This is a genomic window from Fructilactobacillus sp. X7R9C1 (genome assembly GCF_059901005.1).
Map to the genome: position 1 here is coordinate 182,828 of NZ_JBWXVG010000001.1, position 26,136 is coordinate 208,963.

General features: G+C 37.3%; 25 protein-coding genes and 1 other RNA gene. 9 read left to right on the top strand and 17 right to left on the bottom strand.

Annotated features, from left to right (window positions below):
* Positions 1-9: 9 nt before the first annotated feature.
* Positions 10-405 (bottom strand): EbsA family protein, encoded by a 396-nt coding sequence (locus tag AC6UD0_RS00915; RefSeq protein WP_500695656.1) that lies wholly within the window; start codon positions 403-405, stop codon positions 10-12.
* 40 nt (positions 406-445) lie between these two features.
* Here AC6UD0_RS00915 and AC6UD0_RS00920 point away from each other — a divergent pair, with 40 nt between their 5' ends.
* Positions 446-850 carry a reverse transcriptase-like protein gene (locus AC6UD0_RS00920; RefSeq protein WP_500695657.1) on the top strand — a complete coding sequence of 135 codons (405 nt, stop codon included), beginning with the start codon at positions 446-448 and terminating at the stop codon, positions 848-850.
* On the opposite strand, the gene AC6UD0_RS00925 is transcribed toward AC6UD0_RS00920, so the two are convergent.
* The 5 genes from AC6UD0_RS00925 to AC6UD0_RS00945 form a co-directional block, all read right to left on the bottom strand.
* Positions 847-1,959: an NAD(P)/FAD-dependent oxidoreductase gene (locus tag AC6UD0_RS00925; protein WP_500707847.1), complete on the bottom strand. Its 1,113-nt coding sequence runs from the start codon at positions 1,957-1,959 to the stop codon at positions 847-849. The genes AC6UD0_RS00920 and AC6UD0_RS00925 overlap by 4 nt on opposite strands.
* Positions 1,960-3,108 (bottom strand): THUMP domain-containing class I SAM-dependent RNA methyltransferase, encoded by a 1,149-nt coding sequence (locus AC6UD0_RS00930; RefSeq protein ID WP_500707848.1) that lies wholly within the window; start codon positions 3,106-3,108, stop codon positions 1,960-1,962.
* Between the two features lie 69 nt (positions 3,109-3,177).
* An RNA gene (gene rnpB, locus AC6UD0_RS00935) (RNase P RNA component class B) lies at positions 3,178-3,554 on the bottom strand.
* A 12-nt stretch (positions 3,555-3,566) separates the two neighbouring features.
* Positions 3,567-4,004, bottom strand: coding sequence for a cell division regulator GpsB (gene gpsB, locus AC6UD0_RS00940; RefSeq protein ID WP_500696699.1), 438 nt, complete (start codon positions 4,002-4,004; stop codon positions 3,567-3,569).
* A gap of 54 nt (positions 4,005-4,058) precedes the next feature.
* Positions 4,059-4,622, bottom strand: a complete 564-nt coding sequence (locus AC6UD0_RS00945) for an SLOG family protein (RefSeq protein ID WP_500696700.1) — start codon at positions 4,620-4,622, stop codon at positions 4,059-4,061.
* Between the two features lie 107 nt (positions 4,623-4,729).
* Between AC6UD0_RS00945 and recU the strand changes: the two genes are divergently transcribed.
* Positions 4,730-5,356 (top strand): Holliday junction resolvase RecU, encoded by a 627-nt coding sequence (recU, locus tag AC6UD0_RS00950; RefSeq protein WP_500696701.1) that lies wholly within the window; start codon positions 4,730-4,732, stop codon positions 5,354-5,356.
* 12 nt (positions 5,357-5,368) lie between these two features.
* The gene (locus AC6UD0_RS00955; RefSeq protein WP_500707849.1) at positions 5,369-7,675 is read left to right on the top strand and encodes a PBP1A family penicillin-binding protein; all 2,307 of its coding nucleotides are present in this window, start codon (positions 5,369-5,371) and stop codon (positions 7,673-7,675) included.
* Positions 7,676-7,839: 164 nt separating this feature from the next.
* Here AC6UD0_RS00955 and AC6UD0_RS00960 read toward each other — a convergent pair whose 3' ends face one another.
* The 3 genes from AC6UD0_RS00960 to AC6UD0_RS00970 form a co-directional block, all read right to left on the bottom strand.
* Positions 7,840-8,544: a DnaD domain-containing protein gene (locus tag AC6UD0_RS00960; protein ID WP_500707850.1), complete on the bottom strand. Its 705-nt coding sequence runs from the start codon at positions 8,542-8,544 to the stop codon at positions 7,840-7,842.
* Between the two features lie 26 nt (positions 8,545-8,570).
* Positions 8,571-9,074: a cell wall elongation regulator TseB-like domain-containing protein gene (locus tag AC6UD0_RS00965; RefSeq protein ID WP_500693735.1), complete on the bottom strand. Its 504-nt coding sequence runs from the start codon at positions 9,072-9,074 to the stop codon at positions 8,571-8,573.
* A gap of 67 nt (positions 9,075-9,141) precedes the next feature.
* The gene (locus AC6UD0_RS00970) at positions 9,142-11,955 is read right to left on the bottom strand and encodes a helicase C-terminal domain-containing protein (RefSeq protein WP_500707851.1); all 2,814 of its coding nucleotides are present in this window, start codon (positions 11,953-11,955) and stop codon (positions 9,142-9,144) included.
* 163 nt (positions 11,956-12,118) lie between these two features.
* On the opposite strand from AC6UD0_RS00970, the gene mvk reads away from it, so the two are divergent.
* The 4 genes from mvk to fni are packed head-to-tail and all read left to right on the top strand — an operon-like array spanning position 12,119 to position 16,177.
* The gene (mvk, locus tag AC6UD0_RS00975) at positions 12,119-13,051 is read left to right on the top strand and encodes a mevalonate kinase (protein WP_500707853.1); all 933 of its coding nucleotides are present in this window, start codon (positions 12,119-12,121) and stop codon (positions 13,049-13,051) included.
* An 11-nt stretch (positions 13,052-13,062) separates the two neighbouring features.
* On the top strand, positions 13,063-14,058 hold the full coding sequence (mvaD, locus tag AC6UD0_RS00980) for a diphosphomevalonate decarboxylase (RefSeq protein WP_500699487.1): 996 nt from the start codon (positions 13,063-13,065) through the stop codon (positions 14,056-14,058).
* 16 nt (positions 14,059-14,074) lie between these two features.
* Complete coding sequence (locus AC6UD0_RS00985) at positions 14,075-15,142, top strand: phosphomevalonate kinase (protein WP_500701065.1); 1,068 nt, start codon at positions 14,075-14,077, stop codon at positions 15,140-15,142.
* A gap of 9 nt (positions 15,143-15,151) precedes the next feature.
* Positions 15,152-16,177, top strand: coding sequence for a type 2 isopentenyl-diphosphate Delta-isomerase (gene fni / locus AC6UD0_RS00990; RefSeq protein WP_500707854.1), 1,026 nt, complete (start codon positions 15,152-15,154; stop codon positions 16,175-16,177).
* 39 nt (positions 16,178-16,216) lie between these two features.
* On the opposite strand, the gene AC6UD0_RS00995 is transcribed toward fni, so the two are convergent.
* Both AC6UD0_RS00995 and glpK read right to left on the bottom strand, forming a co-directional pair.
* Positions 16,217-17,560, bottom strand: a complete 1,344-nt coding sequence (locus tag AC6UD0_RS00995) for an RsmF rRNA methyltransferase first C-terminal domain-containing protein (protein ID WP_500707855.1) — start codon at positions 17,558-17,560, stop codon at positions 16,217-16,219.
* A 15-nt stretch (positions 17,561-17,575) separates the two neighbouring features.
* Complete coding sequence (gene glpK / locus AC6UD0_RS01000) at positions 17,576-19,072, bottom strand: glycerol kinase GlpK (RefSeq protein WP_500707857.1); 1,497 nt, start codon at positions 19,070-19,072, stop codon at positions 17,576-17,578.
* Positions 19,073-19,209: 137 nt separating this feature from the next.
* Here glpK and AC6UD0_RS01005 point away from each other — a divergent pair, with 137 nt between their 5' ends.
* Positions 19,210-20,640: a C69 family dipeptidase gene (locus tag AC6UD0_RS01005; protein ID WP_500707859.1), complete on the top strand. Its 1,431-nt coding sequence runs from the start codon at positions 19,210-19,212 to the stop codon at positions 20,638-20,640.
* Between the two features lie 58 nt (positions 20,641-20,698).
* Entirely contained in the window at positions 20,699-22,222 is a 1,524-nt protein-coding gene (gene yjeM, locus AC6UD0_RS01010; RefSeq protein WP_500707861.1) for a glutamate/gamma-aminobutyrate family transporter YjeM, read from the top strand.
* A 41-nt stretch (positions 22,223-22,263) separates the two neighbouring features.
* Here the strand turns inward: yjeM and rplS are convergent, their stop codons facing one another.
* The 6 genes from rplS to ffh all read right to left on the bottom strand — a co-directional run bounded on the left by rplS (position 22,264) and on the right by ffh (position 26,131).
* Entirely contained in the window at positions 22,264-22,623 is a 360-nt protein-coding gene (rplS, locus tag AC6UD0_RS01015; RefSeq protein ID WP_500695672.1) for a 50S ribosomal protein L19, read from the bottom strand.
* A gap of 109 nt (positions 22,624-22,732) precedes the next feature.
* On the bottom strand, positions 22,733-23,485 hold the full coding sequence (trmD, locus tag AC6UD0_RS01020; RefSeq protein WP_500707863.1) for a tRNA (guanosine(37)-N1)-methyltransferase TrmD: 753 nt from the start codon (positions 23,483-23,485) through the stop codon (positions 22,733-22,735).
* A gap of 2 nt (positions 23,486-23,487) precedes the next feature.
* Complete coding sequence (gene rimM / locus AC6UD0_RS01025; protein WP_500701059.1) at positions 23,488-24,003, bottom strand: ribosome maturation factor RimM; 516 nt, start codon at positions 24,001-24,003, stop codon at positions 23,488-23,490.
* Between the two features lie 55 nt (positions 24,004-24,058).
* Complete coding sequence (locus AC6UD0_RS01030) at positions 24,059-24,307, bottom strand: KH domain-containing protein (protein ID WP_500693722.1); 249 nt, start codon at positions 24,305-24,307, stop codon at positions 24,059-24,061.
* A 10-nt stretch (positions 24,308-24,317) separates the two neighbouring features.
* Complete coding sequence (gene rpsP / locus AC6UD0_RS01035) at positions 24,318-24,596, bottom strand: 30S ribosomal protein S16 (protein ID WP_500693721.1); 279 nt, start codon at positions 24,594-24,596, stop codon at positions 24,318-24,320.
* Positions 24,597-24,685: 89 nt separating this feature from the next.
* Positions 24,686-26,131 carry a signal recognition particle protein gene (ffh, locus tag AC6UD0_RS01040; RefSeq protein ID WP_500699491.1) on the bottom strand — a complete coding sequence of 482 codons (1,446 nt, stop codon included), beginning with the start codon at positions 26,129-26,131 and terminating at the stop codon, positions 24,686-24,688.
* Positions 26,132-26,136: the final 5 nt, after the last annotated feature.

Genomic DNA, 26,136 nt, shown 5'->3' on the forward strand with positions numbered 1-26,136 from the left:
ATACACCCCCTATTTTTTTACTTCAGTGCTAAAAGCTTCTTTTAATTCGATGATAGAATTGTTGGGAAGTATAAAATTATAGTTTTTATTCTTATAGTTGAAAGATAATTGAAATTTTTTGGAATGAATATCAATAATGTCCTTAATATTCATTTGAATCCCCTTGGGATGAAACACGCTCCGCACTGTTAATGTCTTATTTGATAAGATTAACTTTCTAAAATGAATTTGAATCCATGATAGTAGGATAAAAACAATAAAAAAACCTAATGTAATTTCTTGAAAGTGAGTTATTTCTAACCAAATGATCACCCCAATTAGCAAAACAATAAACGTCCAACTCCAGCAGATAATACTAGTAGTGATATTTGGTTGATACAAAAATTTTCTCTTTTGAGTTATCATAGTCTAAACCTCTTTATTAAACGAATGGAGTAATTTATTAATGTATAAATTATATTCTGATGCAGCTATTAAACCTAAAAGTAATCAATGTGGAATTGGAATTTTAATTCTTCATCAAAAACAACAAATTCAAATTAAAAAGCAATGTAAAGCAAAGAATAATCATATTGGTGAATTCAAAGCATGCCTCACTGCCCTAAGAGAGCTTTGTGATCATTTAAATAGTATTAACAAGCATCCAAGTGATATTACTGTCCTGTACTACACTGACAGTTCCATTTTAAGCGACAGTCTTAATAAACAATACGCCAAACATTATCAAAAATACGTTGATGAAATCGTTAAATTACAAAATCATTTCGCAATGGTGTTAACTAAATGGATTCCAGACACTCAAAATCTAGGTGCTCACGAATTAGCTTTTCAAGCTCTTCATTCTAATTAATTAACGTAGTTAGAGATTGGTTTTTCGTACATATCCCAGTCTTTAGTAGTGCCAAAAACGATATAATCCGATAATAATTTTCCAATCATTGGTCCAGTAGTTAGACCCGACGATCCAAGACCACTACCGATCAACAATTTTTTGTAATTGGGGATTGAACCAAAGAAGGGAGCAAAGTCATCTGTATAAGCTCTCGTTCCCACTCTACTACCAATAATATCAGAATAATCCAAGGTAGGAATTAATTTTTTGGCTGAATTAAGCAATTCATCATTAACCTTTGGTTCCTCTTTTAAATCAAAGCCCTTTTCATCGTCGTGAGTAGCTCCAATAATCAATTTTCCGTGTCCAAGCGGAATAAAGTCATATTCTCCTTCTGGCATCATCACTGGCATGTTCTCATGGGCTGGAATATCAGATACTTTTAATTCTACCAGTTGTCCCTTTTGAGGTTTGACTTTTACTTTAATGTTAAGAGGAGCAAGTGTTTCTTTTACCCAAGCACCGGTAGCTATGACAATTTGATCGAAACTTAATAGTTGATCTTTAAAACTAATGGTATGGTCACCAGTAAGTATCACTCTGCCCTTATAAAGAGTCAAATTTCGTTTTTGGGCGATTGCAACTAAATGCTTGCAGAAGAGATTCCCATTAATCCGACTACCTCCGGAAACAAAAATTCCTGGGTGAGTAATCGTAAGAATGGGAATTTTATTTTGCACTTCTTTTTTATCTAACCTCATTATGTTTCCCATCTCAGGAGTTGTTTGAGCCCTTCTTTTAGCTAAAGCATAGAGGTCATCTAAATCGTTATTATCTTGTCTTGTAATGATGGTCCCACTACTATTAAAAGTTGCTGAATTCATTTGAGTTTGATCAGCAATTTTAGGAATCAACTTAGCTCCAGCCTTTGCTAAGTTATACCATTGTTTATTTCTACGTTTCGACAACCATGGTGATATGATTCCTGAAGCTGCTTTGGTTGCTTGCCCATAACTATCGTCAAACATCGTTACCTCTCGTTCATCAGCATTTGGAAGTTGACTTAGGTAATATACAATGGTGGAACCAACTATTCCACCACCAATAATCGCAATTTTCTTTTTCAATTACTTATCCTTCTTGTTAAAAGTTTGCTCAGCCCAGTATTGGAAATAATCCGTTCTGATTCGTCCATTATACAATTTACGTCGTTTAGTGGCTTTTTTGCCATATTCTTTTTCAAAATTTAAATCACTGGTTAAGTAATACTTAGACCAAGTTTTCATAGGAATAAACACCTTTCCCATGTCATGATAAAGCTGAGCTGCTTCTTTAGTATCACCCATTCTTTGACCATATGGCGGATTAGTAACTAAAACCCCATCTTGTTTATCGGTACGAAAGTCTTGGACGGCCACTTGTTTAAACTGAATGTCATGAAGTAAACCAGCTTCCTCAGCGTTTACTTTGGCATAATTAATCATTTGTTCATTAACATCGGAGGCCATGATATCAAACTCAGTGTCATAATCAGCTTTTGAATCTGCATCGGCACGCACTTTCTTTACAAGTTCTGGATCCACCCAATCCCAGTGTTCAAATACGAACTCACGATTATAACCTGGTGCAATATTTCTAGCAATTAAAGCCGCTTCAATTGGGATGGTCCCCGACCCACACATTGGATCCAGAAATGGCATTTGTTTGGGATGCCAATTTGTTAAAAGAATTAGAGCTGCGGCCATATTTTCTTTTAGGGGTGCTTCACCCTTTGCGACCCGATATCCACGTTTAAACAAACTGGGACCGGTAGTGTCTAATGTATCCATAACTTCGTCTTTATTAACCCGAACTTCAAGTGGATAGAGTGCACCTGATTCAGGTAATCTGGTGCGATGATGATAAAATTTACTTATCTTCTCAACGATTGCTTTTTTAGTAATGGCTTGAATGTCTGGAACACTATGAAGAACTGATTTTTGTGAACGTCCCTCAACTGGAAACTTTCCGTCCATCGGGATCAGGTCTTCCCAATCCAACCTCTTAGTATTTTCAAACAACTCGTCGAAAGTTGTCGCTTTAAAACGACCCACAATAATTTTAATTCGGTCTGCAGTTCTTAACCATAAATTAGCCTTAATAATGTCAGTAATCGTTCCATTAAAAAGAACCATTCCGTTCTTAACTTCTGGATCGTATCCCAATTCCCGCAACTCATCTCCTACTAAGCCTTCTAAACCAGCAGAACAAGTTGCCATTAAATTAAATTTTTTCATTTTATTTCATTCCCTTTTATATAAAAAAAGAGTGGGAAGATCCCACTCAACCTGAAAAATGGTGCAGGCCCCTATAAGCCATGTTTTGTGCTTAACCACAACTTCAGGAAAAAGTGGTTAAGTAGTAATCATCTATCTCAAGAACAAATTGTTCTTCCCCCACACTTGGTTCAATTTCCGTGTGTGAAGCTCCCCTACCAAAGTTTGGGTTTCCCGCTCGCGGGGTTTACTGCGTTCCAATAATTTGATTTCTCAAATTAGTCGTTTCTGTGGCACTTTATGAAATACTAGAGCATAGCAATTGCCTTAGTTCTTTCTTTCGCCGTAATCAAATCAATGATCCCTCGGCTTATTTTTTCACCGAGCACGAACACTACAAGCATCTCAGCTTGTGCGAGAGTGGACTTTCCTCAGCCAACAATTGCTGACCGCGATTACTCAGGACCTGCACCAAATCTTTAAAACCTATTAGATTTATCTGAATCCTCGCCATATACACGACGCTCTAAGCTGGATAACCGTTTTAAGATATCCATGTCAGTAGGATTCTGACCTTGAGCTGGCTGACTTGGGGAAGTATTTTTTGGTGCTTCCTCAGGTTTAGTCTGCTCAGCAGTTGTCTCTTCTGGTGCCCGTTGTGGAGCACTTGAACGTTCGATAGGACGTTGAGTACTTTGTGTGCTCGATCCCATTGATACTTGACGAGATAATTCGTCAACTTTTAACTTGAGATCCTGATTCTCCTGATCTAACTGATCAATCTCACGTTGAAAAGTCTCGTAGTCTTTAATGATACTATCCAAGAAAGTATCAACTTCAGCAGGATCGTAGCCCCGCATTTTTTGCTTAAATTCTTTTTGTAGAATTTGTTTTGGAGTAAAATTAATATTTTCCATTAATGCACACCTCACCAATCATTTCCGCATACTTCTATTCTATCAGAAATAAAACTAAAAGTCATCATTTAACTGTCTTTGATAATCATCAGCAAGATCTTGTAACTGATCAAAATCGATCAATTGCATCGGATATGCATGATTTTTTTGAAACTGTTGAATAGCTTGATAGTCATATTTAGTTTTACCTTCATTTTCTGGATCATACACTAATAACGACTGGTCTGTATGCGTTAGCATAAATCGTTGATAATTTTTTAATTGTTTAGGTGAATCATACGGATGGTCACTTACTGAACTTGCAAAATCAGCTTGCGAAATTGCTCGATTTAATTTTGCTTGATTATCTTCATTCCAGTTTGACCCAAATTTTTTAAATGGTAACATTACTGCTAATTGAAATTCATGTGGATACTTTTTTTGAAGTTCTTTAGAAACATCAACCGTCCATTGCTCAATCCCGAGCTGTCCGCCGGTGATAATCCAGTCACATCCATTTTCAATTAACTGTGAAAGTTGATCAAACAAAGCTTGCTTAATAATTTTTAACTTAGGATCATCATTTTGAAAGATTCCTAATTCATAACTCCGGTACCCTGATACCCAAACGCGGCTCATTTCTATCCACCTTTCAATAATTATTTCTCCAAGTTACCTACAATTGCTATAATATACTACGTATATGATAACATGATCATTTTTAATAAATGGATTGAGGTTATACAATGAATTTCCATTATCCTAACGGTAATTCCTATCGAAGTACCAGTAAATCAAGTAAACTTATCATTAAAAAAAATAAATCTACCATTAAGTACGGTGATCGGGGGATGTCCCTTGAAGCTGAATTAAATGAAAGCAACCAATATTATTTGGAAAGGGATATTGCAGTGGTTCATAAAAAACCTACCCCAATTCAAATTGTAAATGTTGATTACCCCAAACGTAGTGCAGCCGTTATTAGGGAGGCATATTTCCAGCATGCTTCTACAACCGACTATAACGGTATTTATCGGGGCAAATATATTGATTTTGATGCTAAAGAAACTACTAGTACCACTTCTTTTCCTCTTAGCAACTTTCATAAACATCAAATTGAACACATGAAAAAATGCACCAAATTAGGTGGGATCACCTTTGCAATGATAAAATTTGTTAAAAGTAATGAACTTTTTGTGCTTGAAGGACCGAATCTATTCTATTATTGGGACCGACAAAATCAGGGCGGAAGAAAGTCAATTTCAAAAATAGAGCTTCAGGAGAATGCGTACCAAATTAAGTACCATCTTCAACCCTTGATTCCATACCTCAGAGCGGTTGATCAAATTATCGATAATAAGAACAATATGTAAAGGAGAAGTCTAATGGCTGATTCAGATGAAAATATTTCTAGGGTACAAAGGTTTAAGCACCATCAGCAACCACGAAAGAAAAAGATGAAGCTTTGGAAAAAAATCATTTTATGGATTTTGGCAGTAATCGTTGCCATACTTATTTGTGGAGCAGGTCTTTTTACTTATTATGCAGCCAGTGCTCCAAAGATATCTTATAATACCCTCTCTAGTGATAATTCAACTACGATTTATGATTCAAGTGGTAAGATAATTTCACGTTTAGGTGCCCAAAATCGGGACTACGTGAAACAAGATCAGATTCCTGATAACCTAAAAAATGCGATTATTTCAATTGAAGATCGTCATTTTTATAAGGATCATGGGGTTGATCCTGCCAGAATTGTTGAAGCAGCCTTTTCAAATCTTCGTGGCCAAGGTGGTTTACAAGGTGGCAGTACCCTTACCCAACAATTAGTCAAATTATCAGTCTTTTCGACTAAGGCCTCGGACCAAACGCTAAAACGCAAGGCTCAAGAAGCCTGGTTAGCGGTCAAGGTCGACCATGATTATAGTAAACAACAAATTTTAGAGTTTTATATCAACAAGGTTTACATGGGTAATAATGCTTACGGAATGCAAACTGCTTCCGATTATTATTTCAATAAACCATTAAAGAAGATTAACCTCCCACAAACGGCTTTTTTGGCTGGTTTACCTCAAGCTCCTGTTCAATATAATCCTTATACAAATCCTAAGTTAGCAACTGAACGAAGAAATCAAGTTCTAGAAGCAATGGCTAACAATAAAGTGATTTCTAAGGAGCAAGCTAGTGAAGCTGAAAAGACCAGTATTCAAGATGGTCTGGTTAAACAACACAATTCAAATTCGTCTCCATACGCAAAAAATGAGAAGTATGCCGATGCCTATATCCAACAAGTTGTTCAAGAACTAGACAAAAAGGGATACAAATTAAATGCTGGAAATAAGGTTTATACAAATTTGAATATGGACACTCAAAAACAAATGTATAAACTGGCCAACGATCCCAACTCACCTATTCAATTTCCTAACAATAACTTCCAAATTGGTGCCACGATGGTAAATTCCAATAACGGTAAAGTGGTTTCGATGCTTGGATCAAGAAAACAAAAAATTGCCTTTGGATTAAATCGTGCAATTCAAACCGATCGTTCTAGTGGATCAACTATGAAACCACTAATGGACTATGGACCAGCAATTGAATACTTAAAATGGCCAACTTATCAAGCCGTTCAAGACACGCCTTTCACGTATCCCGGAACAAATAAAGAACTTCAAGACTTTGACAATAAGCATGAAGGTACCATCACGATGCGAAAAGCACTTGTTGAGTCACGTAATATTCCTGCGATCAGGACCCTTCAACAGGTTGGAATCCAACGATCACAAGACTTTTTAGCTGGATTAGGAATGACATTTAATAAACCACTTGAACTACAAAACGGAATTGGTGCCTATATCTCATCAGAGCAGGAAGCAGCTGCGTATGCTGCATTTGCAAATGGTGGGACGTATTACAAACCATATTTAATCAATAAAGTAGTTAATGTCAACGGAGCTGAAAAGCAATACAGCCCTAAGGGGCATCGAGCCATGTCACCAGATACTGCCTTTATGATAAATGACATGCTCAAAGGCGTCATGACTTCCCCTAATGGTTCTGGAACTGCTGCTAAGATCCCTGGACTTTATCAAGCTGGTAAAACTGGTACTACTCAATATCCAGATGATTGGATTAAGAAAGTGCCTGACCAATCATCAATGGATTCATGGTTTAGTGGGTACACGAAGAATTTCTCACTTTCTATTTGGACCGGATATGATCACCAGTTTAAACCTGGAAACTATATTTCCGAGCCACAAACACGAATTGCTCAAACCTACTACAAAGAAGTAATGTCACAGGCATCTACTAATAAACCTAATATTGATTGGCAGAAGCCGGATAATGTGATTGAAACCAAACGAGACGGCGTAAACGAATACTATATCGAAGGCCACATGGGAACCGCGGTTTCAGCTAATAATGCTAGTCAATCTGGACAAGCATCCAAGAATCGTTCAGTTGTCTCAAATTCATCAAGTTCAAAAGACTCCAACAGTTCATCATCTGACGATAATTCTAGTTCAAGTCAGACGTCATCGGGGTCTAGTTCTAAGGTTGAAGAGCCATCTGAATCAAGCAAACCTAATGATCAATCATCTTCTGAATCATCAAATAATCAAGATAACAATAATCAGAGCACTCCTGCTTCTAATAATAGTCAATCATCAAGCACTTCTACTCCAAATCAATAAATTGAATATTCTCTTTAAGACTCATCCACTTTATGATTTATGTGGCTTGGGTCTTTTTTGTTGTTGTTTTGTTTTTTTAATTAAGTTAAAGTAACTTTTAACTTTTCACCTGAACTTTAATCATTTAACCACAAAAAAATGCATAGATCTTTTACATCCATGCATCATTGATTAATTTTAAAAATCGGAATATTTTGTTTTGGTTTTCTTGGTTGATCACTGTTTAAACTTCTCTGTCGCTGTTCATTGGCTTCTTGAACTTGCGCAGCAGTTTTAATGTTACGATGCTGCCAATTCAAAAGAATTCGATCCATATACTTCAAACTATAAACTTGACTTAGGACCGCCTCTTTGAGGGCTAATTCAATAATCTTTGGTGAGTAATGATCTTGTTCAAGCCATTGATTGATTGTTTCCAACTCGATTGAAGATAATGGCCGACCAAATTCCTCTTGAATTTTTTTAAATAATCCTTTTCGTTCCTTAATATCATTACTTTGTTTGTTACGCTCTTTTTGAGCATGATTATTAGTGTTTACTAACGATGTAGAATCAAGCAACTTGTCCATTTTATGATTTAAAAGATCAAACTTATATTCGTCTTTCCCAGACTTCGTACTAGAAATGTTGATAATCTTTTTAGTAACTAATTGATGTAATAAATTATAAATATCGTCCTCTTTTAAACCAGTTGCTTTCGACAACTCAGTAGCACTTGGAAACAAATCCCCCTTAGAACGAGCTAGTACTAACTCCAAGAAGACCACTAATTCAGTTGGGCTCATCCCCAACTCAGAGAAATGCTGCAATAAAAAACCAGAAACGCTAATTGAACCACTTTCTAAATAGCGCTCTAAATTTTCACTCATTTTATTCCTCCTTCAATAATTCATCATTACAAATTCTTAATGGTTTGCACAATCTTGCCCGTCTTATAATTTACCGTGACATAATTCATTCGATTGTTCTGATTTAAATAGGAAACCACCCAGGCTGGCTGATCCTGATAAATCCCAAGTCCGGTGTTAATAATCTTAGAGGCTTTCCCAATTTTTTGAGCCGTCTTTTCTGCTTCCTGTTGTGTAATCCCACTCTTTTGGGTAACGACCTGCATACTTTTCCCGTTCTTAGGTAAGATGGCATACGCATACTGATTCTGTTTATTATAACCACCAACTGAATAGTATGTCTTATTTAAATTAGACGAGTAGAAATGATTAATATCATGAAATCCAGCACTATTTTCTGCTACCGTAGTGACATGAGAACGAGCGCGTAATTGGGGTGCTTTAGCAACATGAAAGAAAATAATAACACCCAGAATGATTAGAACGATCACCGCAACAGTTATCCATCGAATCCGATGAGTCCTTTTTCGTTTTAATTGTTCTCTGTACATGAAAATTCCTCTTTTATTTAGCTTTTACATGCATCATTATAGCAAACTTTCCTTGTTTAATAATTAATTAATCCCTCTTATTAAAGAAATCTTGACCATCTTTAACAATCTTAGCGATCGACCCCGTTTTAATTGGTAAATCAGAGGGAAGCGCATCGATGATTTGCTTACCATACCGTTTGTCAATCAAACGACTGTCCAAAAAGTTAATGATACCATAATCAGTTGAGCTTCTAATCAATCTTCCCACCCCTTGTTTAGTTTTGATAATAGCTTCTGGTAAGTCAAAATTATAAAATGGATTCTTGTTTTGTTCCTTTAAAAACTTAGCCCGACTTGAAACAACCGGATTATTGGGAGATTCAAACGGTATCCGGGTAATAATGAGTTGCTTGAGTAAATTATCCGGAAAATCAACACCCTCAAAATAACCATTAGCTCCAAGTATTACTGGAACTGCATCCTTGGTTGACTCAAATCTTTTGATCATTTTTTCTTGACTCCCAGAAACACCGGCGGCTTGAATCATAAAATTATCGTTATTGTTCTGATCTAATTTTTCGTACACTTTTTTCAAAATATCCAATGAGTTAAACAGTACTAGCGTTGGTACTGCATTAGCGTTGATAAGCTTCCAAATTGAGTTAGCCAGATAAGAGATATATTCATCATTATCTACACTAGGTGGCATCGGTGTCGTTTCAGAAATCATCATTTCAGCTTGCTTGGAATAATCAAAAGAAGATTTTAGCCGTTTCATTCTCGTATCACTCCGACTTAAATCAAGCTGATCAAAAATATACTGTGACTTTTTTGATGTAAACAACGTCGAACCGGTAAAAATTGCTGGCTTAAAATAGTGATAGATATTTTCCTTTAACTTATTTTTGGAAGCAAAATCGCCAGTCATGAGGATGACATGATTAGGATCTAGATCCTCTGTATAATAGATCCAGTAAAAAGAGGATCGCTCACTAACCCTTTGCTTAACTTGGTCCACGTTAACACTATCAATGTAATCAGTAATTGTAAGTAAATGACGTTCAAACTTCTCAATCAAAGCTCGATCAGAAATCGTCCAACGATTCTTTTCCTTCTTAACTAACTTTTTGAAAGTATTTATAAATTCTTCTAATTTTACGTTAATATGAGTCAAATGGTTTATTTGATCCTGATGGGCTTTCACAAATTGAAGTAGTTCTTTTGCACTAATCGAAGACTCAGAACGCCTAGTAGTAACGGGTTTCATGAATTTGACCCTAAAATCCTGTAAAATCAACTGATTCGTATCAAAAATAGCATCTAGCCGGGAATCTAACCCATTAAGTCGATTTAACTCATCAATATCGTCAGAAAAGATTTCATTTAAATTTAACCCGTGGGTTTGAAATAAATCATTCTTAACCCTTCCAATATTTTTCTTTAAAGTATTGAATTTAATGACTTTTTCTTGCGATGAAAACGCAACGTCAGCCAGCTTATGAGCTTCGTCAACCACTAAGTATGGCTTTGAAGTCATGTAATTACTTAATTGACGACTATTCTCAAAAAGATAATTATGGTTAACGATAACAATATCAGCTCGTTCCACCCGCTTCAATTGAGCGAGTAAGAAGTCAACATCCCGAAAAGAGTTCTTCTTATCCGTCTCCACATGAGAATTTTGATAATTAATTTGATCAATAAACGGAACTTCATTGGGAAGATTTAATTCGTCAAGATCACCCGTGCTTGTCTCAGTGAGCCAGACCAAGATTCGTGCTTTCATGAATTGTGACTGTTTAGATTTATCGTGAAATTGAAGTGTTTTGCTAAACCGTTCTAGATTAATATAATGATTGACACCCTTTAACATGGCAACATCAAAACTAGTATTAAGTAACGGTTCTAGTTGACTCTTAATTGTAGAATACAACTGTTCCTGAAGTCCATTGGTAGAAGTACTGACCACTAGCTGTTCACCTTCATTAACCAAATAAGCCATTGGAACCATGTATCCCAGGGTTTTCCCACTCCCGGTTGGTGCTTCAATTAATAAATTATAGGTGGGTTTTTCTTTATCATGATAATTATTATAAATTAAGTTCATCATTTTACTTTGTGAACTTCGCCAATTTAACTTACCCATAAATTGGCGTTCCTTTTGCTTCTTAGTCCTAGGATACTTTATCAAATTGTGCTCTGAGATTGAATAGGATGGTACTTGGTTTTTTAGCGCAATCCCATTTACAACCACATATTGCGAATTCAAATTCTTTAAATGTTCCCGCTTAATCTCTTCGCGATCTTCAATAAATTGAACCGTATCTCTAGGGAGATCAGGATGAACCTTAAGAATAGACTGAATTGTCACTAAGGGTAATTTTTCAATCTTCTTCATGATTGTTAACAGTAAATGAGCAGTTGCTTCAGCATCACTTTTAGAGGAATGCGGATGGGTGTGTGAAATCCCAAAATGATGACTTAAGTCCTTTAATCGATATCCCGTTAATTCCGGAAAAAAGATTTGACTCAACGTGACCGTATCAATGGCTTTAATATCTAACTCAGGATAACCCACTCTTTCTAATTCCGCATTTAAAAACGGAAAGTCAAAATTAACGTTATGGGCAACGAAGACAGTACCACTCAGTATCTTATAAATATGGGGAGCAACCTGATCAAACGTTGGTGCTCCTTTAATTGTCTGGGCGTTAATGCCAGTTAAGTGGGTGATATCTTTAGGAATCGCTTCACCATTATTAACATATGTTGAGTAGGAATCGACCACTTGACCACCTTGAACAAAAGTACAACTAAATTGAATAATTTGGTCACCATTAGAGACATCCGTTCCAGTTGTCTCCATGTCAACGACTGCATATTTTGTATTCTTGGACACCTGTCTCACCTACCCTTAAAACTAACTCCACTACAATATTACTACATTTATCTTAATATTTATATAAACCAACATTTAATCATTAGTAAAGTATTCTAAAATATATTGGTCATGTTCTAAATTATGATAAAATAGGTATGTTTGGAAAGTGAGCGATTGAAATATGAACACGACTGCAACCGGGTTGAGTCATGCAAAAATAATTTTTTTAGGTGAGCACAGTGCCGTCTACCAAAAGCCTGCGATTGTTTTTCCTGTGCCACAAATTAAAGTGAAAACCACCATTACTTCTGATGGTAACAATCAACTATTCAGTAAATACTACCATGGTCCAATTAGTGCTCTCCCTTCTTCAATGAATGGATTACAGACACTTATTAATCGTCTTAACCAATCATTAAATCCCGATAACATCCCCATTGATATCAAAATCGATAGTGCAATTCCGTTGGGGAGAGGGATGGGTTCATCAGCTGCAACCGCTAGTGCAGTTACCAGAGCCTTTTTTCATTTCTTTAATCATCAACTAAACGCTAACCAGCTTAAGAAATTTACCGATGTAGAGGAAAAGATAACTCATGGTAATCCAAGTGGAATTGACGCTAAAACCGTCAGCGCACTTAATCCCATCTTATTTGAAAAGGGTCAGTTTTATGATTTCCCCGTTTCAAGCACAGGAACTCTCATCATTGCTGATACTGGTATCTCAAGTAATACTTCCACGGCAGTTTCAATGGTAAGAGATGAAATGGATCATAACTTTCAAAATACGAATGATTTAATTAACGACCTCGGGGATTTAGCTGAAGCAGCTAAACATTCTCTGACATACAATAAACTCAAACAAACCGGCAAATTAATGAATCTGGCCCAAAATGATCTTTCAAAATTGGGAGTTAGTTCAACAGAAATTAATACCCTGGTAAATGCTGCTAATCAGGCGGGTGCCCTCGGTGCTAAACTAACGGGAAGCGGACTCGGTGGATGCATTATTGCTCTGTCAGATTCTAAAACCACCACGCAAAAAATCAAGACAACCCTTAAACAAAGTGGAGCACAAGGAGTTTGGGTCCAATCATTAAATGAAATGAAGTAAGGAGATTTATTATGTCCGACAATACTAATATCTATAGAACCCAGAAGGCTCGTGCTCATACTAATATTGCACTAATCAAATATTGGGGGAAAGCCAATAGTCAACTCATTATTCCAGAAGACAGTAGCCTGTCTTTAACTTTAAATGACTTCTATACCGATACTGAAGTTCGCTTTGACCCATCTCTAAGTTCTGATCAAATCACTTTTAACAATCATCTAATTAATGATTCGGAAGGAAAAAAGATTGTCAGTTTTCTTGACATCGTTCGAAAAAAAGCCAATGTTGATATTCACGCCCACGTTAAGACAAATAACAATATTCCTACTGCTGCTGGGCTTGCTTCATCTGCTTCAGGTTTTGCTGCTCTCGCTGCCGCTTCTAGTAAAGCCATTGGAATGAATCTTTCTAAAAAAGATCTTTCTAGGCTCGCTAGACGAGGATCAGGTTCAGCAACGCGCTCTATTTTTGGCGGTTTCGTCAAATGGGAAAAGGGTCATAGTGACGAAACTTCCTTTGCCATTCCAATTGAAGAAGACATTGATTGGGACATTAACCTAGTAGCTGTTATTATTAATCGAAACGAAAAAAAGATTTCTAGTAGAGAGGGTATGAAAATTTCTAAGTCCACCTCCCCTTACTATCAAGCATGGAAAAAAGTTACTAGTCATGACATGACCACGATGAGAAAAGCAATTCGTACTCATAACTTCGACTTAATGGGCCACACTGCTGAGGAAAATGCCATGAAAATGCACGCCCTCACGTTCAGTTCCGATCCAGCTTTTACATATTTTAATGGAGATACACTTAAAGCAATTCAAATTGTTCACGAATTAAGAGACAATGGCATCAGTTGCTATTTTACAATTGACGCTGGTCCAAATGTAAAAGTGTTAGTCCAACATGATAATTTAAACCAAGTTGTAAATCGATTTAAAAGCACTTTTGGATCATCAAACGTGGTTGCTACCACTCCAGGTCCTGGAATCGAATATTTAAATTAAGGGAGTAATTAATTACATGATTTCCGCAAAAGCACCGGGCAAATTGTACGTAGCTGGTGAATATGCAGTAGTTGAGACCGGCTACCCTGCTATCATCGCTGCATGTGATCGCTTTGTTAGGGTTGGCATTAAAGCAAGTTCAGATTTTGGAAGCATCTATTCAAAACAGTACGATGAAAATATGCTCCATTGGAAGAGATTAGGCCATCGCATGGTCTTCGATAATCGTGATAATCCTTTTCAGTACATCATTTCAGCGATTAAAGTAACTGAAGAATACGTTGAAACTCTCAATAAAAGTTTAAAAACATACGATATCATCGTAAATAGTGAACTCGATAGTGCCGACGGACGTAAGTACGGATTAGGTTCTTCAGCTGCCGTCACGGTTGCAACCGTTAAAGCCTTATGCGAATTCTACGACATTAACCTTTCAACGATGCAGCTCTTCAAGCTAGCCGCAATTGCTCATTTTGAAGTTCAAGGAAATGGTTCATTAGGCGATGTAGCTGCTAGTGTATTCGGCGGTTGGATTGCTTACCATTCATTTGACCGACAGTGGTTAGCCAATGCCCGTAAAGATGTGGATTTAGTGGAACTGTTAGATTTAAAGTGGCCTAGTTTAAAAATTATGCCGCTAACAGCACCAAAGAATTTACAATTATTAATTGGATGGTCAGGTTCACCCGCTTCAACTTCAAATCTAGTTGATCGAGTGGAGCTAAAAAAAGCCAGAAATTCTGAACTTTATCAAGACTTTCTTCACTTCAGTCAGGAGTGTGTCTTAAATATTGTTAATGGCTTTAAAAGTTCTAATCTGGAAATGATCCAAAAGAACATTGAAAACAACCGCAAACTCCTTTTAAAACTCGGTGAATTTGCCAACGTTGAAATTGAAACCCCCAAGCTAAAAGAATTAATTGACATTGCCGATCATTTTGGTGGTGCAGCCAAAACTTCGGGAGCAGGTGGTGGTGATTGTGGGATCGTCATTATTAATAAGGATGATAATATCGATGATCTTGTTAGCGATTGGAACCGCCATGGAATTAAGCTACTAGACCTTAAGATTCATAATAATTAGGAGAAACAAATGACTAACCAACAGTCACATCGAAAAGATGAACACGTCTCGCTTGCTAAAAAATTTCACCATACGGAATCTGAAGCTGGATTCGATCAGGTTCATTTTATGCCAGTAACATTCCCTGAAATGACATATCAGGATGTAGATATCTCAACTCAATTAGGCTCGCTGCCTTTAAGGGTCCCCTTCTACATTGAGGCGATGACTGGTGGCAGTGAGTATACCAAAAAATTAAATTTTCACCTAGCTTCTATCTCAAGGCGCTGTGGAATCGCAGTGGCATCCGGCTCAGAGAGTGTAGCAATCAAACATCCGGAACTAATCGATACCTTTTCGATCATTAGAAAGCAAAACCCAGATGGACTGATCTTTGCTAACATTGGTGCTGGGACAACCCCAAAAGCGGCTGAGCAAGCAATTGATATTCTTCAAGCTAATGCATTAGAGATCCACGTTAATTCAGTTCAAGAACTCATCATGCCCGAGGGATCAAATTCATTTAACTGGCTATCCAATATTTCAAACATTGTCCAAAATATTAAAGTACCAGTAATCGTCAAGGAAGTTGGATTCGGGATGAGTTCTAAATCAATTCAAACCCTTTTGGACCTTGGAGTTGAATATGTAAACATTGGTGGTCGTGGCGGAACTAACTTTGCTCAAATTGAGAACTTCCGTCGTCATCAAAAAGAAATGGACTATTTTAAAGACTGGGGGATTACCACGGTGGAATCTCTCTTTGAATCCCAAAAAGTTCCTAGCATGAACATCGTAGCAACTGGTGGCATCACTAATCCCATGGAAATCGTCAAATCATTGTATTTGGGTGCCGATGCCGTTGGCATTGCGAGTCAGATTTTGGTGAAACTAATTGATGACGGTGAAGACGAGACCGTGAAAATGATTAACGATTGGATTATTGGCATTAAGTCCATTTTCACCGCACTAGGCGCACACAACATTAATGAACTGCGTCAATGTGAATCAGTAACCAGTCCAGAATTACAAAGTTACTTAAATCAACGCAAATAAAAAGACCTTCGTTTAAAAAACGAAGGTCTTTTTATTTTCTCATGCTTTAAACCTTAATCCCTTAGGGAAAAAGTTTTTTAACGTCCCATTCACGACTTTACCAAATCCAACACTCATTCCGCGACATTGAATTAAGTACCACCCTTTCTTTAAGTTGGGATCCACGGCAACGGTGTCACCGTGGACATAACTCTGCCACTGATGATCAGTAATTTTAACGATGTTTTTTACGTCATTAGGATTAATTGCCAATGCCAATGCATACGAAGGATCAATCCGATTCTTTTTAATCGTTCCAAGTGGCGTTCCGGGTCGCATTACTTTTAAACCATCTAAATCGGGAATTGCCGGATTAAATGAATAAAGGGTACTCCCAAATTCTAGAAGATCCTCTGTTAAAAAATTGCGCTTAAAGTTAACGTTACAGAACTCTTTCCACTCTTTTTTTATACTACTTGAGACGTTACTTCTTTGATGCTTAATCTTTTTGGATTTTCCAACATCTGTACTCTGCAACTTGGCAATAAAATGACCATCACCCTTAAATAAGTTAGGAAACAGACGAGCCGTTTTAGTTAACTCTTCGTTTCCATCCGCCCATTCCGGTTTTCCGTCGATCATCCCATCATACTTCTTAATCGGGAGAGCCTTAAAATCATAATTAGCTAAGATCCAAGCAATTATCTGTTCGTCTTCTTCTGGTGAAAAAGTACAAGTTGAATAAATCAATTGTCCACCTGGTTTTAACATCTTAACGGCTTCTCTTACAATGTCTTTTTGCCGCACAGCACACTCTTTCGGATAATCAATTGACCAGTATTTTGTTGCGTCATGATTTTTTCTAAACATTCCCTCACCCGAACATGGTGCGTCAATCAAGATCTTATCAAAATACCTTGGAAAATGCTTTGACAGGTTATGTGGATCTTCATTCAAGATTAAAGGATCCCACACCCCAAACCGTTCAAGATTTTCAACTAGAATCTTAGCTCGGCTCCGGTCAATCTCATTTGACACAAGTAAGCCCTTGTTTTTCATCATACCAGCCAAATGAGTCGACTTTCCTCCTGGGGCAGCACACAAGTCTAATACCTGATCTCCCGCACTAGGATCAACCACCTCTGCTACGTACATGGCAGATGGTTCCTGACTGTAAACGTAACCACTCTGATGCTCGACGGTTTTCCCGCTAATTTTTCCGTAATAACCATTTTGGGTATAGGAAATCGGGCTTGTCATATCCAAACGAACATCAGCTTTAGTTTTGAGCGGATTAGTTCGAAAGGCATTGTAAGAGTCTTCATCAAAAGAATCAATAAAACTTTGATAATCATCTTTTAACAGATTATGATATTTACTTTTAAAATCTTCAGGTAATTTCATACTGATAAGTCCTTATTATTCAAATTGCTTGGCAGCTCTCACGGCCATCTTCCATCCCTTGTATAGTTTTTTTCTTTTATCGCCACTCATATGTGATTCAAAAAAAGTACCAACACGCTTACTTCTTTTAATTTCATCAATATCCTTCCAAAATCCAACAGCCAAACCAGCCAGATAAGCTGCTCCCTGTGCCGTAGTCTCTGAAATTAATGACCGTTCAATTTGATCATTTAAAATATCGGCTTGAAACTGCATTAAGTAATCATTTTTAGCAGCTCCACCATCTACTACTAGTGATTTAACCGGAATTTTAGTCTCTTCTACCATCGTATCAAGAACATCCTTTGTTTGAAATCCTAACGATTCAATGGTCGCACGAACTAATTGATTACGCGTCGTTGATGATGTCAAGCCAAAAATCGATCCACGAATTTCCTGATCCCAATATGGTGCCCCTAGTCCAGTAAACGCTGGCACTACGTAAACTCCGTCACTCGTTTTGGCATCATAAGCCATTTGCTCAGAAGCCTTAGCCGATGAAATTAAACCCATCTCATCCTTTAACCATTGAATTGCCGATCCAGCCACAAAAATGCTACCTTCTAAAGCATATTTAACTTCTCCATTCAATCCGTAGGCAATTGTGGTTAACAATCCATTACTAGAAAACCTTGGCGTTTTTCCTGTATTCATCATAATAAAGGCACCCGTTCCATAAGTATTCTTCGTCATTCCGGGTTGTAATGCTAATTGTCCAAATAATGATGCTTGTTGGTCACCGGCAATGCCGGCAATTGGAATCTGTACCCCTAAAAATGAATATCCCTTCGTATATCCAAAGAAGTGTGACGATGGTTTCACTTTAGGTAACATTTTCTTAGGAATATCGAAGAGCTCTAACAGATCATCATCCCATTTCAAATCGTTGATGTTATATAACATTGTCCTACTAGCATTAGTATAATCAGTGGCATGAACGGTTCCGCCGGTCAGATTCCATAGCAACCATGAATCAATGGTTCCAAATAATAAATCTCCATTCTCCGCCCGTCTCTGGGATCCCTTTACATGATCTAAAATCCATCTAATTTTCGTACCAGCAAAATAAGAATCAACAATCAGTCCCGTCTTTTGGTGAATTAAATCAGCGTAACCATCAGTTATTAACCGATCAGCAATTTCACTGGTCTGTTTTGATTGCCACACCACAGCATTGTAGATGGGCTTTCCACTTCGTCTATCCCAAATTACAGTCGTTTCACGTTGATTAGTAATGCCGATACTTCGCACTTTATAGGGAGGAACTTCAGAGTTAATCAATACCTCAGAAATCACAGATTCAACGGCGTTCCAAATTTCAATTGGATCTTGTTCCACCCACCCTGGATGAGGAAAAGATTGTTTAAACTCACGTTGTACTTTTCCCACAATCTGGCCATCATGATCAAATAACATTGCTCGAGCAGAGGTCGTTCCTTCATCAATTGCCATTATGTATTGCTTGCTACTCATATTTTCCCTCGTTTTTTCAAATAAATGTTATGTGTTAATTATACCCTAAGTAATTTAGCATACCAAACGTGAAATTATACCATAACAAAGGCAATATGGTAGAATACTTACATGTGATTTAATAGGAGGCAATCTAAATGACAAGTTTTAATGAATATTCCGCATGTACTAGCATTTTAGTTGGAAAAGATGCCACGGTTGATGGCAGCACTTTAATTGGCCGCAATGAAGATGCTAAAGCATCATGGCCAAAACGATTTGTTGTCCATGAACATAAGGAGTTTCAGGATGATCAGGAATTCAAATCAACTGATAACGGCTTCAAAATGCCACTACCAAAAACACGGGGAAAATACACTGCTACTCCCGAATGGACCGACCAAGATGGTTTATTTGAAGAGGATGGTATTAACGAATATGGGGTTGCTATGAGTGCAACTGAAAGTACGTACGCTAACGCACGTGTCCTAGGTTATGATCCCCTTGTAAAAGATGGAATCGGCGAAGAAGCCATGGTAACCGTAGTCTTGCCTTATGTCCATTCCGCAAAAGAAGCCGTCAAACGTCTTGGTAACATTGTTGAAAAATATGGGGCCAGTGAAAACAACGGAGTCCTTATGTCTGATAAAGAAGAAGTTTGGTACTTAGAGATCGGTTCCGGACACCAATGGATCGCTGAAAGAATTCCTGACGATGAATACGCCATCGTTGCTAATCAAATGGCCATTGAAGAAGTTAACTTTAAAGATAATGATCACTTCATGTGGTCACCAGGGATTAGGGACTTTGTATCAAAAAACAATTTAAATCCGGATCGTTCTGGTTTTAACTTTAGACACATTTTTGGAACCCATGACTTATCAGACACCTACTACAACATCCCTCGAGTTTGGTACGGACAAAAAATGTTTAACCCAGAAATCAAGCAGGATCCCACTTCCCAAGACCTCCCCTTTACAAGGAAAAGTGAAGAATTAATATCGGCACTCGATGCCCAAAAGTTGCTCAGTTCACACTATCAGGGAACTCAGTTCGATCCAATTGGTGCAGGCGAAGAAGCTGATAGAACTCGATTTCGTCCCATTAGTTTAGCCAAAACCCAAGAATCACACGTGCTCCAAATCAAACCTAATCTACCAATTGAAATTGGTGGAATTCACTGGCTTGCTATGGGTGTAGCGGCTCAGAGTACTTACGTCCCATTTCTTGAGGGAATTTCTGATACTCCCAAAGCATATAAGTACCACGTCAAGATGGATTTTGATCCTAAATCGGCTTACTGGATCTTCAAGCTAGTTGGAATCTTAGTTGACCCCCACTACCTTGAATTTGGTGACAAACTTAAAAACGTGCAACAAAGTTTAATCGAACAATACGAACAAATTTTACAGCAGGTAGAACAGGAGTCCCACGGCTTGGATTCAACAGAACTAACTCAGCTTGCTAATGAGTCCAGTTCTAAGGCAAGTAAACTCGCTTTGCGTAGCTTTAAGAACCTTGGTCAATACTTGATTACAAACTCAACGGACTTCTCTCCTCTCAACTATCACCAAGATTTAAATCTATAAAAAAAGAGAGTATACTTTATTAGTATTTCCATTAAATTTAATCAAGGAGAGTGACTTTATGTCTAAAGGGAAAAAGCAAAGTAAATTAGGCTTAATGTCTTTAGTTTTAATGATACTCACTGCGATATTTGGCTTTGGTAATACGACCGTCGCCTATGATCAAATGGGCTACGCCAGTATTATCTGGTACATATTTGGAGCACTAGTATTTTTCTTACCGGTTTCATTAATGTTTGCCGAATATGGTTCCACTTTCAGTAGTGCTAAAGGTGGAATTTATTCCTGGCTTAAAGAGTCAATTGGTGAACGCTTAGCCTTCATCGGAACCTTTATCTGGCTATCATCATGGATCATTTGGATGATCTCGACTTCTTCTAAGGTTTGGATTCCATTTTCTAACATTATTTTTGGAACGGATAAAACCCAAACATGGCATTTGTTCGGAATTTTTACCCCAATGCAAACAATTGGAATCCTCGGGATTGCCTGGATTTTAATTATTACTTTGTGTGCGAGTCATGGTTTTGATTCAATTGCTAAGATTGCAAACATCGGGGGAGTATTATCAATTGCTTTGCCACTGATCTTTGCTATCTTATCAGTAATTGTTTGGGTCTTAAATAAGGGCCAAATTGCTGAGCCAGTCAATGGCGCTAAAAGTTTCATTCAATCCCCTAATCCATTATTCGTAACCCCAATCGCCATCATGTCATTTGTTGTTTATGCGATTTTTGCGTATGGAGGAATGGAATCAATTGGTGGAGTCGTTGATAAGGTCAAAAATCCTACGAAGACTTTTCCCCGTGGGGTCATCATTGCCGCAATCATCATGGCAGTCATCTATTCTGGATCCATTTTTTTGGTTGGTATTACAGCTAACTGGCATGAAGTTGTCGGAAAGGGTTCGGTCAACTTGGGTAACATCACTTACGTTTTAATGAATAACCTTGGTTATGTTTTCGCTAAAACCCTTGGCTTTTCAGCTGGATCAGCAATGGAATTTGGTCGCTTCATGGCCCGAGTAGCCGGTTTAGGGATGTTTATTCCGTACTTAGGTTCTTTCTTTGTTCTGATATATTCCCCAATCAAATCATTTATTGAGGGATCTAATCCAGATTTATGGCCTAAAAAAGTGGTTAAATTAAACAAACATGGCATGCCAGGGTTTGCAATGTGGATTCAAGCATTCGTCGTTGTTGCCGTTATCTTTGTCATTTCTTTCAGTGGCAATAATGCTCAACAATTTTACTTAATTTTAACTGATATGGCTAATATTTCGACAACTTTCCCCTACTTATTCTTAGTTGGAGCTTTTCCATTCTTCAAGAAACTAAAAAATGTTCCTCGTCCCTTTGTCTTTTACAAGAACCGAATTGTCACTAACATCATGGTAACCATTATCTTGGTTGTACTAGTGTTAGGAATTGGTTTTACTGCTATTCAACCAATCTTGACTCATGATTACACCACCGCCTTCTGGACCATTGTGGGACCACTAGCTTTTGCATTGGTTGGTTGGTTAATGTATGAATACAACAGTCGAAGAGGTACTAAAACTGCTAAAGAAGTTGATGACCAATAAAAAAAAGAGTTCGCAATGCGAACTCTTTTTTTTACATAAAATTAATGCTTACGACTTGCTTCTTTAATACGAGCAGCCTTACCAGAACGATCACGTAAGTAATACAACTTAGCACGACGAACTGAACCACGTCTAACAACATCAATCTTAGCAATTCGTGGTGAATGTAATGGGAAGATTCTTTCAACCCCAACTCCACTGGCAATTCTTCTTACTGTGTAAGTAGCTTGAATGCCTGAACCATGACGTTTAATTACAACACCAGTAAACTTCTGGATACGCTCGTTACTACCTTCAACAACCTTTACGGAAACCGTAACGGTATCACCAACACGAAATTCAGGAATATCTGAACGAAGTTGATCACTATTGATCTTATCAATCAATTTATTTTGACGCATAATCATTTCTCCTAACTAGCATTCTTATCTTCTCGACAGCGGAATACCGTTTTATTTAGCCATAAAAGACCACTTAAAATTATAACATACAAACCAAAAAACTCAATACTTACCGATCTTCTTCTTCAATTTTAACGTCCGCCAATAATTCCTTTTGCCTTTTTGACAGTTTATTGTAATTAATCAGATCTGGTCGTCTTAAATATGTCTTTCTTAAAGATTCCTTCTGTCGCCAATCATCAATTTTTTGATGATTACCACTAGTTAAAATCGGTGGAACTTTTAACCCCCTAAAGTCTGCTGGTCGCGTGTATTGAGGATATTCAAGCAATCCACTTGAAAAAGAATCTCCTGGGGCTGACTCTTGATTACCAAGGACACCCTTAATGAGTCGAACGGTCGCATCAATCATTACTAGCGCAGGTAATTCACCACCCGTCAGGACAAAATCACCAATTGAATACTCGTCAGTTACCACGGATTTAATTCGTTCGTCAAACCCCTCATAGTGACCACATAAAAAGGTCAAATGGTCCTCTTTGGCAAGATTTGCAGCATCGTTTTCATCAAATTTTTTTCCTGCCGGATCAGTTAAAATGACTCTACCAGATGAATAACCCTGTTTTTCTGAATCTTCTTGAGAATGCGCAAAAGCATCAAGCATTGGTTGAGGCTTAAGTAACATTCCAGCTCCCCCACCAAAGGGAGTATCATCCACGTTATGATGTTTATTAGTCGAAAAATCACGAAAATTAATAATATCAATATTTATGATTTCTTTTTCAATGGCCTTACCGATAATGGATTCACTCAAAGGGCCCTTTAAAATATTAGGGAAAAGGCTCAATATATCGATCTTCATCGTTACTGCATTCCCTCCATTAACTCAACGACTACTTTATGATTAGGAATATCCACTTTTTTTACGACCGAATCAATCTTTGGAAGTAACAAATCCTCTTTATTTTTACGCTCCACTACCCAGACATCATTGGCAGGCATATCCATAATATCTTTTATTACACCAATTTTATTATCATCTTTATCGATAACATCCATGCCGATAATTTGTTGATAGAAATATTCGCCTGGTTGTAAGTCAGTATTTTTTCTTTGCTCCGACGTAATTTTTAGGATGGCAGGTTTAAGGTATTCAACATCATTTATGGAATTGCGACCAGAGAAATGCAACAGAATAAATCCCTTATGGCTTCTAACCCCGTCAATCTTCAATTCTTCCATTTTTCCGTCTTTGGGGAATACATAAACAAGATTACCAACTTTAAAGCGTTGATCAATAAAATCAGTAGTAGGTTTTATTCGTACTTCACCTTTAATTCCCTGAGTATTTACTAATTTCCCAATTTCTAAGTAATCCATAGTTCACCTATTTCTATAAAAAAACTCTTAAATAAAAACGAGTTTTATCTAAGAGCTAATCTTTGCCATCATCAATAACGAGTTTAATTCGCTTTCCATCATTAACGTGAACACTATAAATTATAGTTCGAATCGTCTGAGCAACTCGACCCTTTTTTCCAATAATACGTCCAACGTCATTAGGATTGGTAGACAATATATATTCGCTAAATTGATCAGTATCCTGATGATTAATACTAATATCATCAGGAAATTTAACTAATGGCTTAACGATTGTTTTAATTAAATTATCAAAATTAACCATAATCAATCACTTATTTCTTAGCTGCTAATTTAGCATCATGTAATTGTTTCATAATACCTGCATCTGACAAAATATTACGAACAGTATCAGAAGGTTTAGCACCTTTTTCCAACCAGTCCATGATTGATTCTTCTTTTAAAGTTACTTGATCAGGTTCAGTTAATGGATTGTAAGTACCAACATTTTCGATAAAACGACCGTCACGAGGACTACGTGAGTCAGCAACCACGATACGGTAAAATGGACGCTTCTTTGAACCCATTCTTCTTAATCTAATTTTTAATGACATAAACACACCTCCTAGTAGTTTTCTTAACAGTTACTAATATTACCAATAAATATTAGTGATGTAAAGGTTTTTTTCTTTACAGTCTGAAATTAATGTCTTTTTTTATTTTTTCGTCGCTTCTTTTTATTCTTTTTGATCTTGCGACTCATCCGCTTCATGGCGAGATTCGACAATTTACCAGTCATTCCTCCACCCATTCCAGCAGAATCCATCATATTTGACAAACCAGACATATTTCCGTTAGACACTTTGTTCATCATTTTCTTCATTTGATCAAATTGTTTAATGAGTCGATTGACTTGTTGAATCGGTTGAGCCGATCCGCGAGCAATTCGACGCCTTCTAGAGGGATTTAAAACATCGGGGTTGGAACGTTCCTCATCAGTCATTGAATAGATAATCGCTTTAATGTGGTCTAAATCTTTGGGATTAACGTTTAAATTCTTTAATGCCGGATTATTGGCCATTCCTGGAATCATTTTAACCAAATCTTGAATTGGACCCATCTTTTGAATTTGTTCTAATTGATCAACAAAATCATCAAAATCAAAAGAATTTTCCTTGATTTTTTCGGTTAATTCCTTAGCTTGATTTTCATCATACTCTTTCTGAGTCTTTTCGATGAACGAGAGCATGTCTCCCATTCCCAAAATTCGAGAAGCCATTCGATCTGGGTGAAATACGTCCAAATCATCTAATTTTTCACCTTGACCAACAAACATAATTGGTTTGTCAGTCACAGCCCTGATTGACAAAGCAGCTCCACCACGAGTATCTCCGTCTAACTTTGTTAGAATAACCCCGGTAATATCTAAAGCATCGTTAAATCCGACCGCCGTATCAACGGCATTTTGACCTGTCATAGCATCAACAACTAAAAGAATATCATTTGGATTGGCCACCTTTTTAATATTCTTTAATTCATCCATCAAGTTTTCGTCAATTTGAAGCCGACCGGCCGTATCAATTAACACATAATCGTTATTATTATTGCTAGCTTCCTTTAAACCATCTTGAACAATTTGTACTGGGTCAACATCCGTTCCCTCTTGAAATACTGGAACATCAACTTGTTCGCCCACCTTTTCTAACTGTTCAATTGCTGCGGGACGATAAACATCGGCAGCGATCATTAATGGACGCGCATTATCTTCAGATTTAAGCCTTTTAGCTAATTTACCCGCTGAAGTAGTTTTACCTGCTCCTTGAAGTCCTACCATCATAATGACTGTAGGAATCTTGTCTGATTTAACTAGTGGAGTGGCAGATTCACCCATCATGTTAGTCAGTTCATCGTTAACGATCTTAACAATTTGTTGGGCCGGATTTAATCCTTCAAGAACATCAGCGCCCTTAGCTTTTTCTTGAACCTTCTTTACAAACTGACGAACCACCTTAAAGTTAACGTCCGCTTCTAGTAACGCTAATCTAATTTCCCGCATCGTTTCACGCAAATCAGATTCGCTAACCTTGCCTTTTCCTCTTAAGTTTTTAAAAGCTTTTTGTAATCGATCGGTTAAACCTTCGAAAGCCATCTTTT

Coding starts and splice junctions, on each gene's coding strand:
- AC6UD0_RS00915 (WP_500695656.1), bottom strand. CDS start 405: ATGATAACTCAAAAGAGAAAATTTTTGTATCAACCAAATATCACTACT.
- AC6UD0_RS00920 (WP_500695657.1), top strand. CDS start 446: ATGTATAAATTATATTCTGATGCAGCTATTAAACCTAAAAGTAATCAA.
- AC6UD0_RS00930 (WP_500707848.1), bottom strand. CDS start 3,108: ATGAAAAAATTTAATTTAATGGCAACTTGTTCTGCTGGTTTAGAAGGC.
- gpsB (WP_500696699.1), bottom strand. CDS start 4,004: ATGGAAAATATTAATTTTACTCCAAAACAAATTCTACAAAAAGAATTT.
- AC6UD0_RS00945 (WP_500696700.1), bottom strand. CDS start 4,622: ATGAGCCGCGTTTGGGTATCAGGGTACCGGAGTTATGAATTAGGAATC.
- recU (WP_500696701.1), top strand. CDS start 4,730: ATGAATTTCCATTATCCTAACGGTAATTCCTATCGAAGTACCAGTAAA.
- AC6UD0_RS00955 (WP_500707849.1), top strand. CDS start 5,369: ATGGCTGATTCAGATGAAAATATTTCTAGGGTACAAAGGTTTAAGCAC.
- AC6UD0_RS00960 (WP_500707850.1), bottom strand. CDS start 8,544: ATGAGTGAAAATTTAGAGCGCTATTTAGAAAGTGGTTCAATTAGCGTT.
- AC6UD0_RS00965 (WP_500693735.1), bottom strand. CDS start 9,074: ATGTACAGAGAACAATTAAAACGAAAAAGGACTCATCGGATTCGATGG.
- mvk (WP_500707853.1), top strand. CDS start 12,119: ATGAACACGACTGCAACCGGGTTGAGTCATGCAAAAATAATTTTTTTA.
- mvaD (WP_500699487.1), top strand. CDS start 13,063: ATGTCCGACAATACTAATATCTATAGAACCCAGAAGGCTCGTGCTCAT.
- AC6UD0_RS00985 (WP_500701065.1), top strand. CDS start 14,075: ATGATTTCCGCAAAAGCACCGGGCAAATTGTACGTAGCTGGTGAATAT.
- fni (WP_500707854.1), top strand. CDS start 15,152: ATGACTAACCAACAGTCACATCGAAAAGATGAACACGTCTCGCTTGCT.
- AC6UD0_RS00995 (WP_500707855.1), bottom strand. CDS start 17,560: ATGAAATTACCTGAAGATTTTAAAAGTAAATATCATAATCTGTTAAAA.
- glpK (WP_500707857.1), bottom strand. CDS start 19,072: ATGAGTAGCAAGCAATACATAATGGCAATTGATGAAGGAACGACCTCT.
- AC6UD0_RS01005 (WP_500707859.1), top strand. CDS start 19,210: ATGACAAGTTTTAATGAATATTCCGCATGTACTAGCATTTTAGTTGGA.
- yjeM (WP_500707861.1), top strand. CDS start 20,699: ATGTCTAAAGGGAAAAAGCAAAGTAAATTAGGCTTAATGTCTTTAGTT.
- rplS (WP_500695672.1), bottom strand. CDS start 22,623: ATGCGTCAAAATAAATTGATTGATAAGATCAATAGTGATCAACTTCGT.
- trmD (WP_500707863.1), bottom strand. CDS start 23,485: ATGAAGATCGATATATTGAGCCTTTTCCCTAATATTTTAAAGGGCCCT.
- rimM (WP_500701059.1), bottom strand. CDS start 24,003: ATGGATTACTTAGAAATTGGGAAATTAGTAAATACTCAGGGAATTAAA.
- AC6UD0_RS01030 (WP_500693722.1), bottom strand. CDS start 24,307: ATGGTTAATTTTGATAATTTAATTAAAACAATCGTTAAGCCATTAGTT.
- rpsP (WP_500693721.1), bottom strand. CDS start 24,596: ATGTCATTAAAAATTAGATTAAGAAGAATGGGTTCAAAGAAGCGTCCA.
- ffh (WP_500699491.1), bottom strand. CDS start 26,131: ATGGCTTTCGAAGGTTTAACCGATCGATTACAAAAAGCTTTTAAAAAC.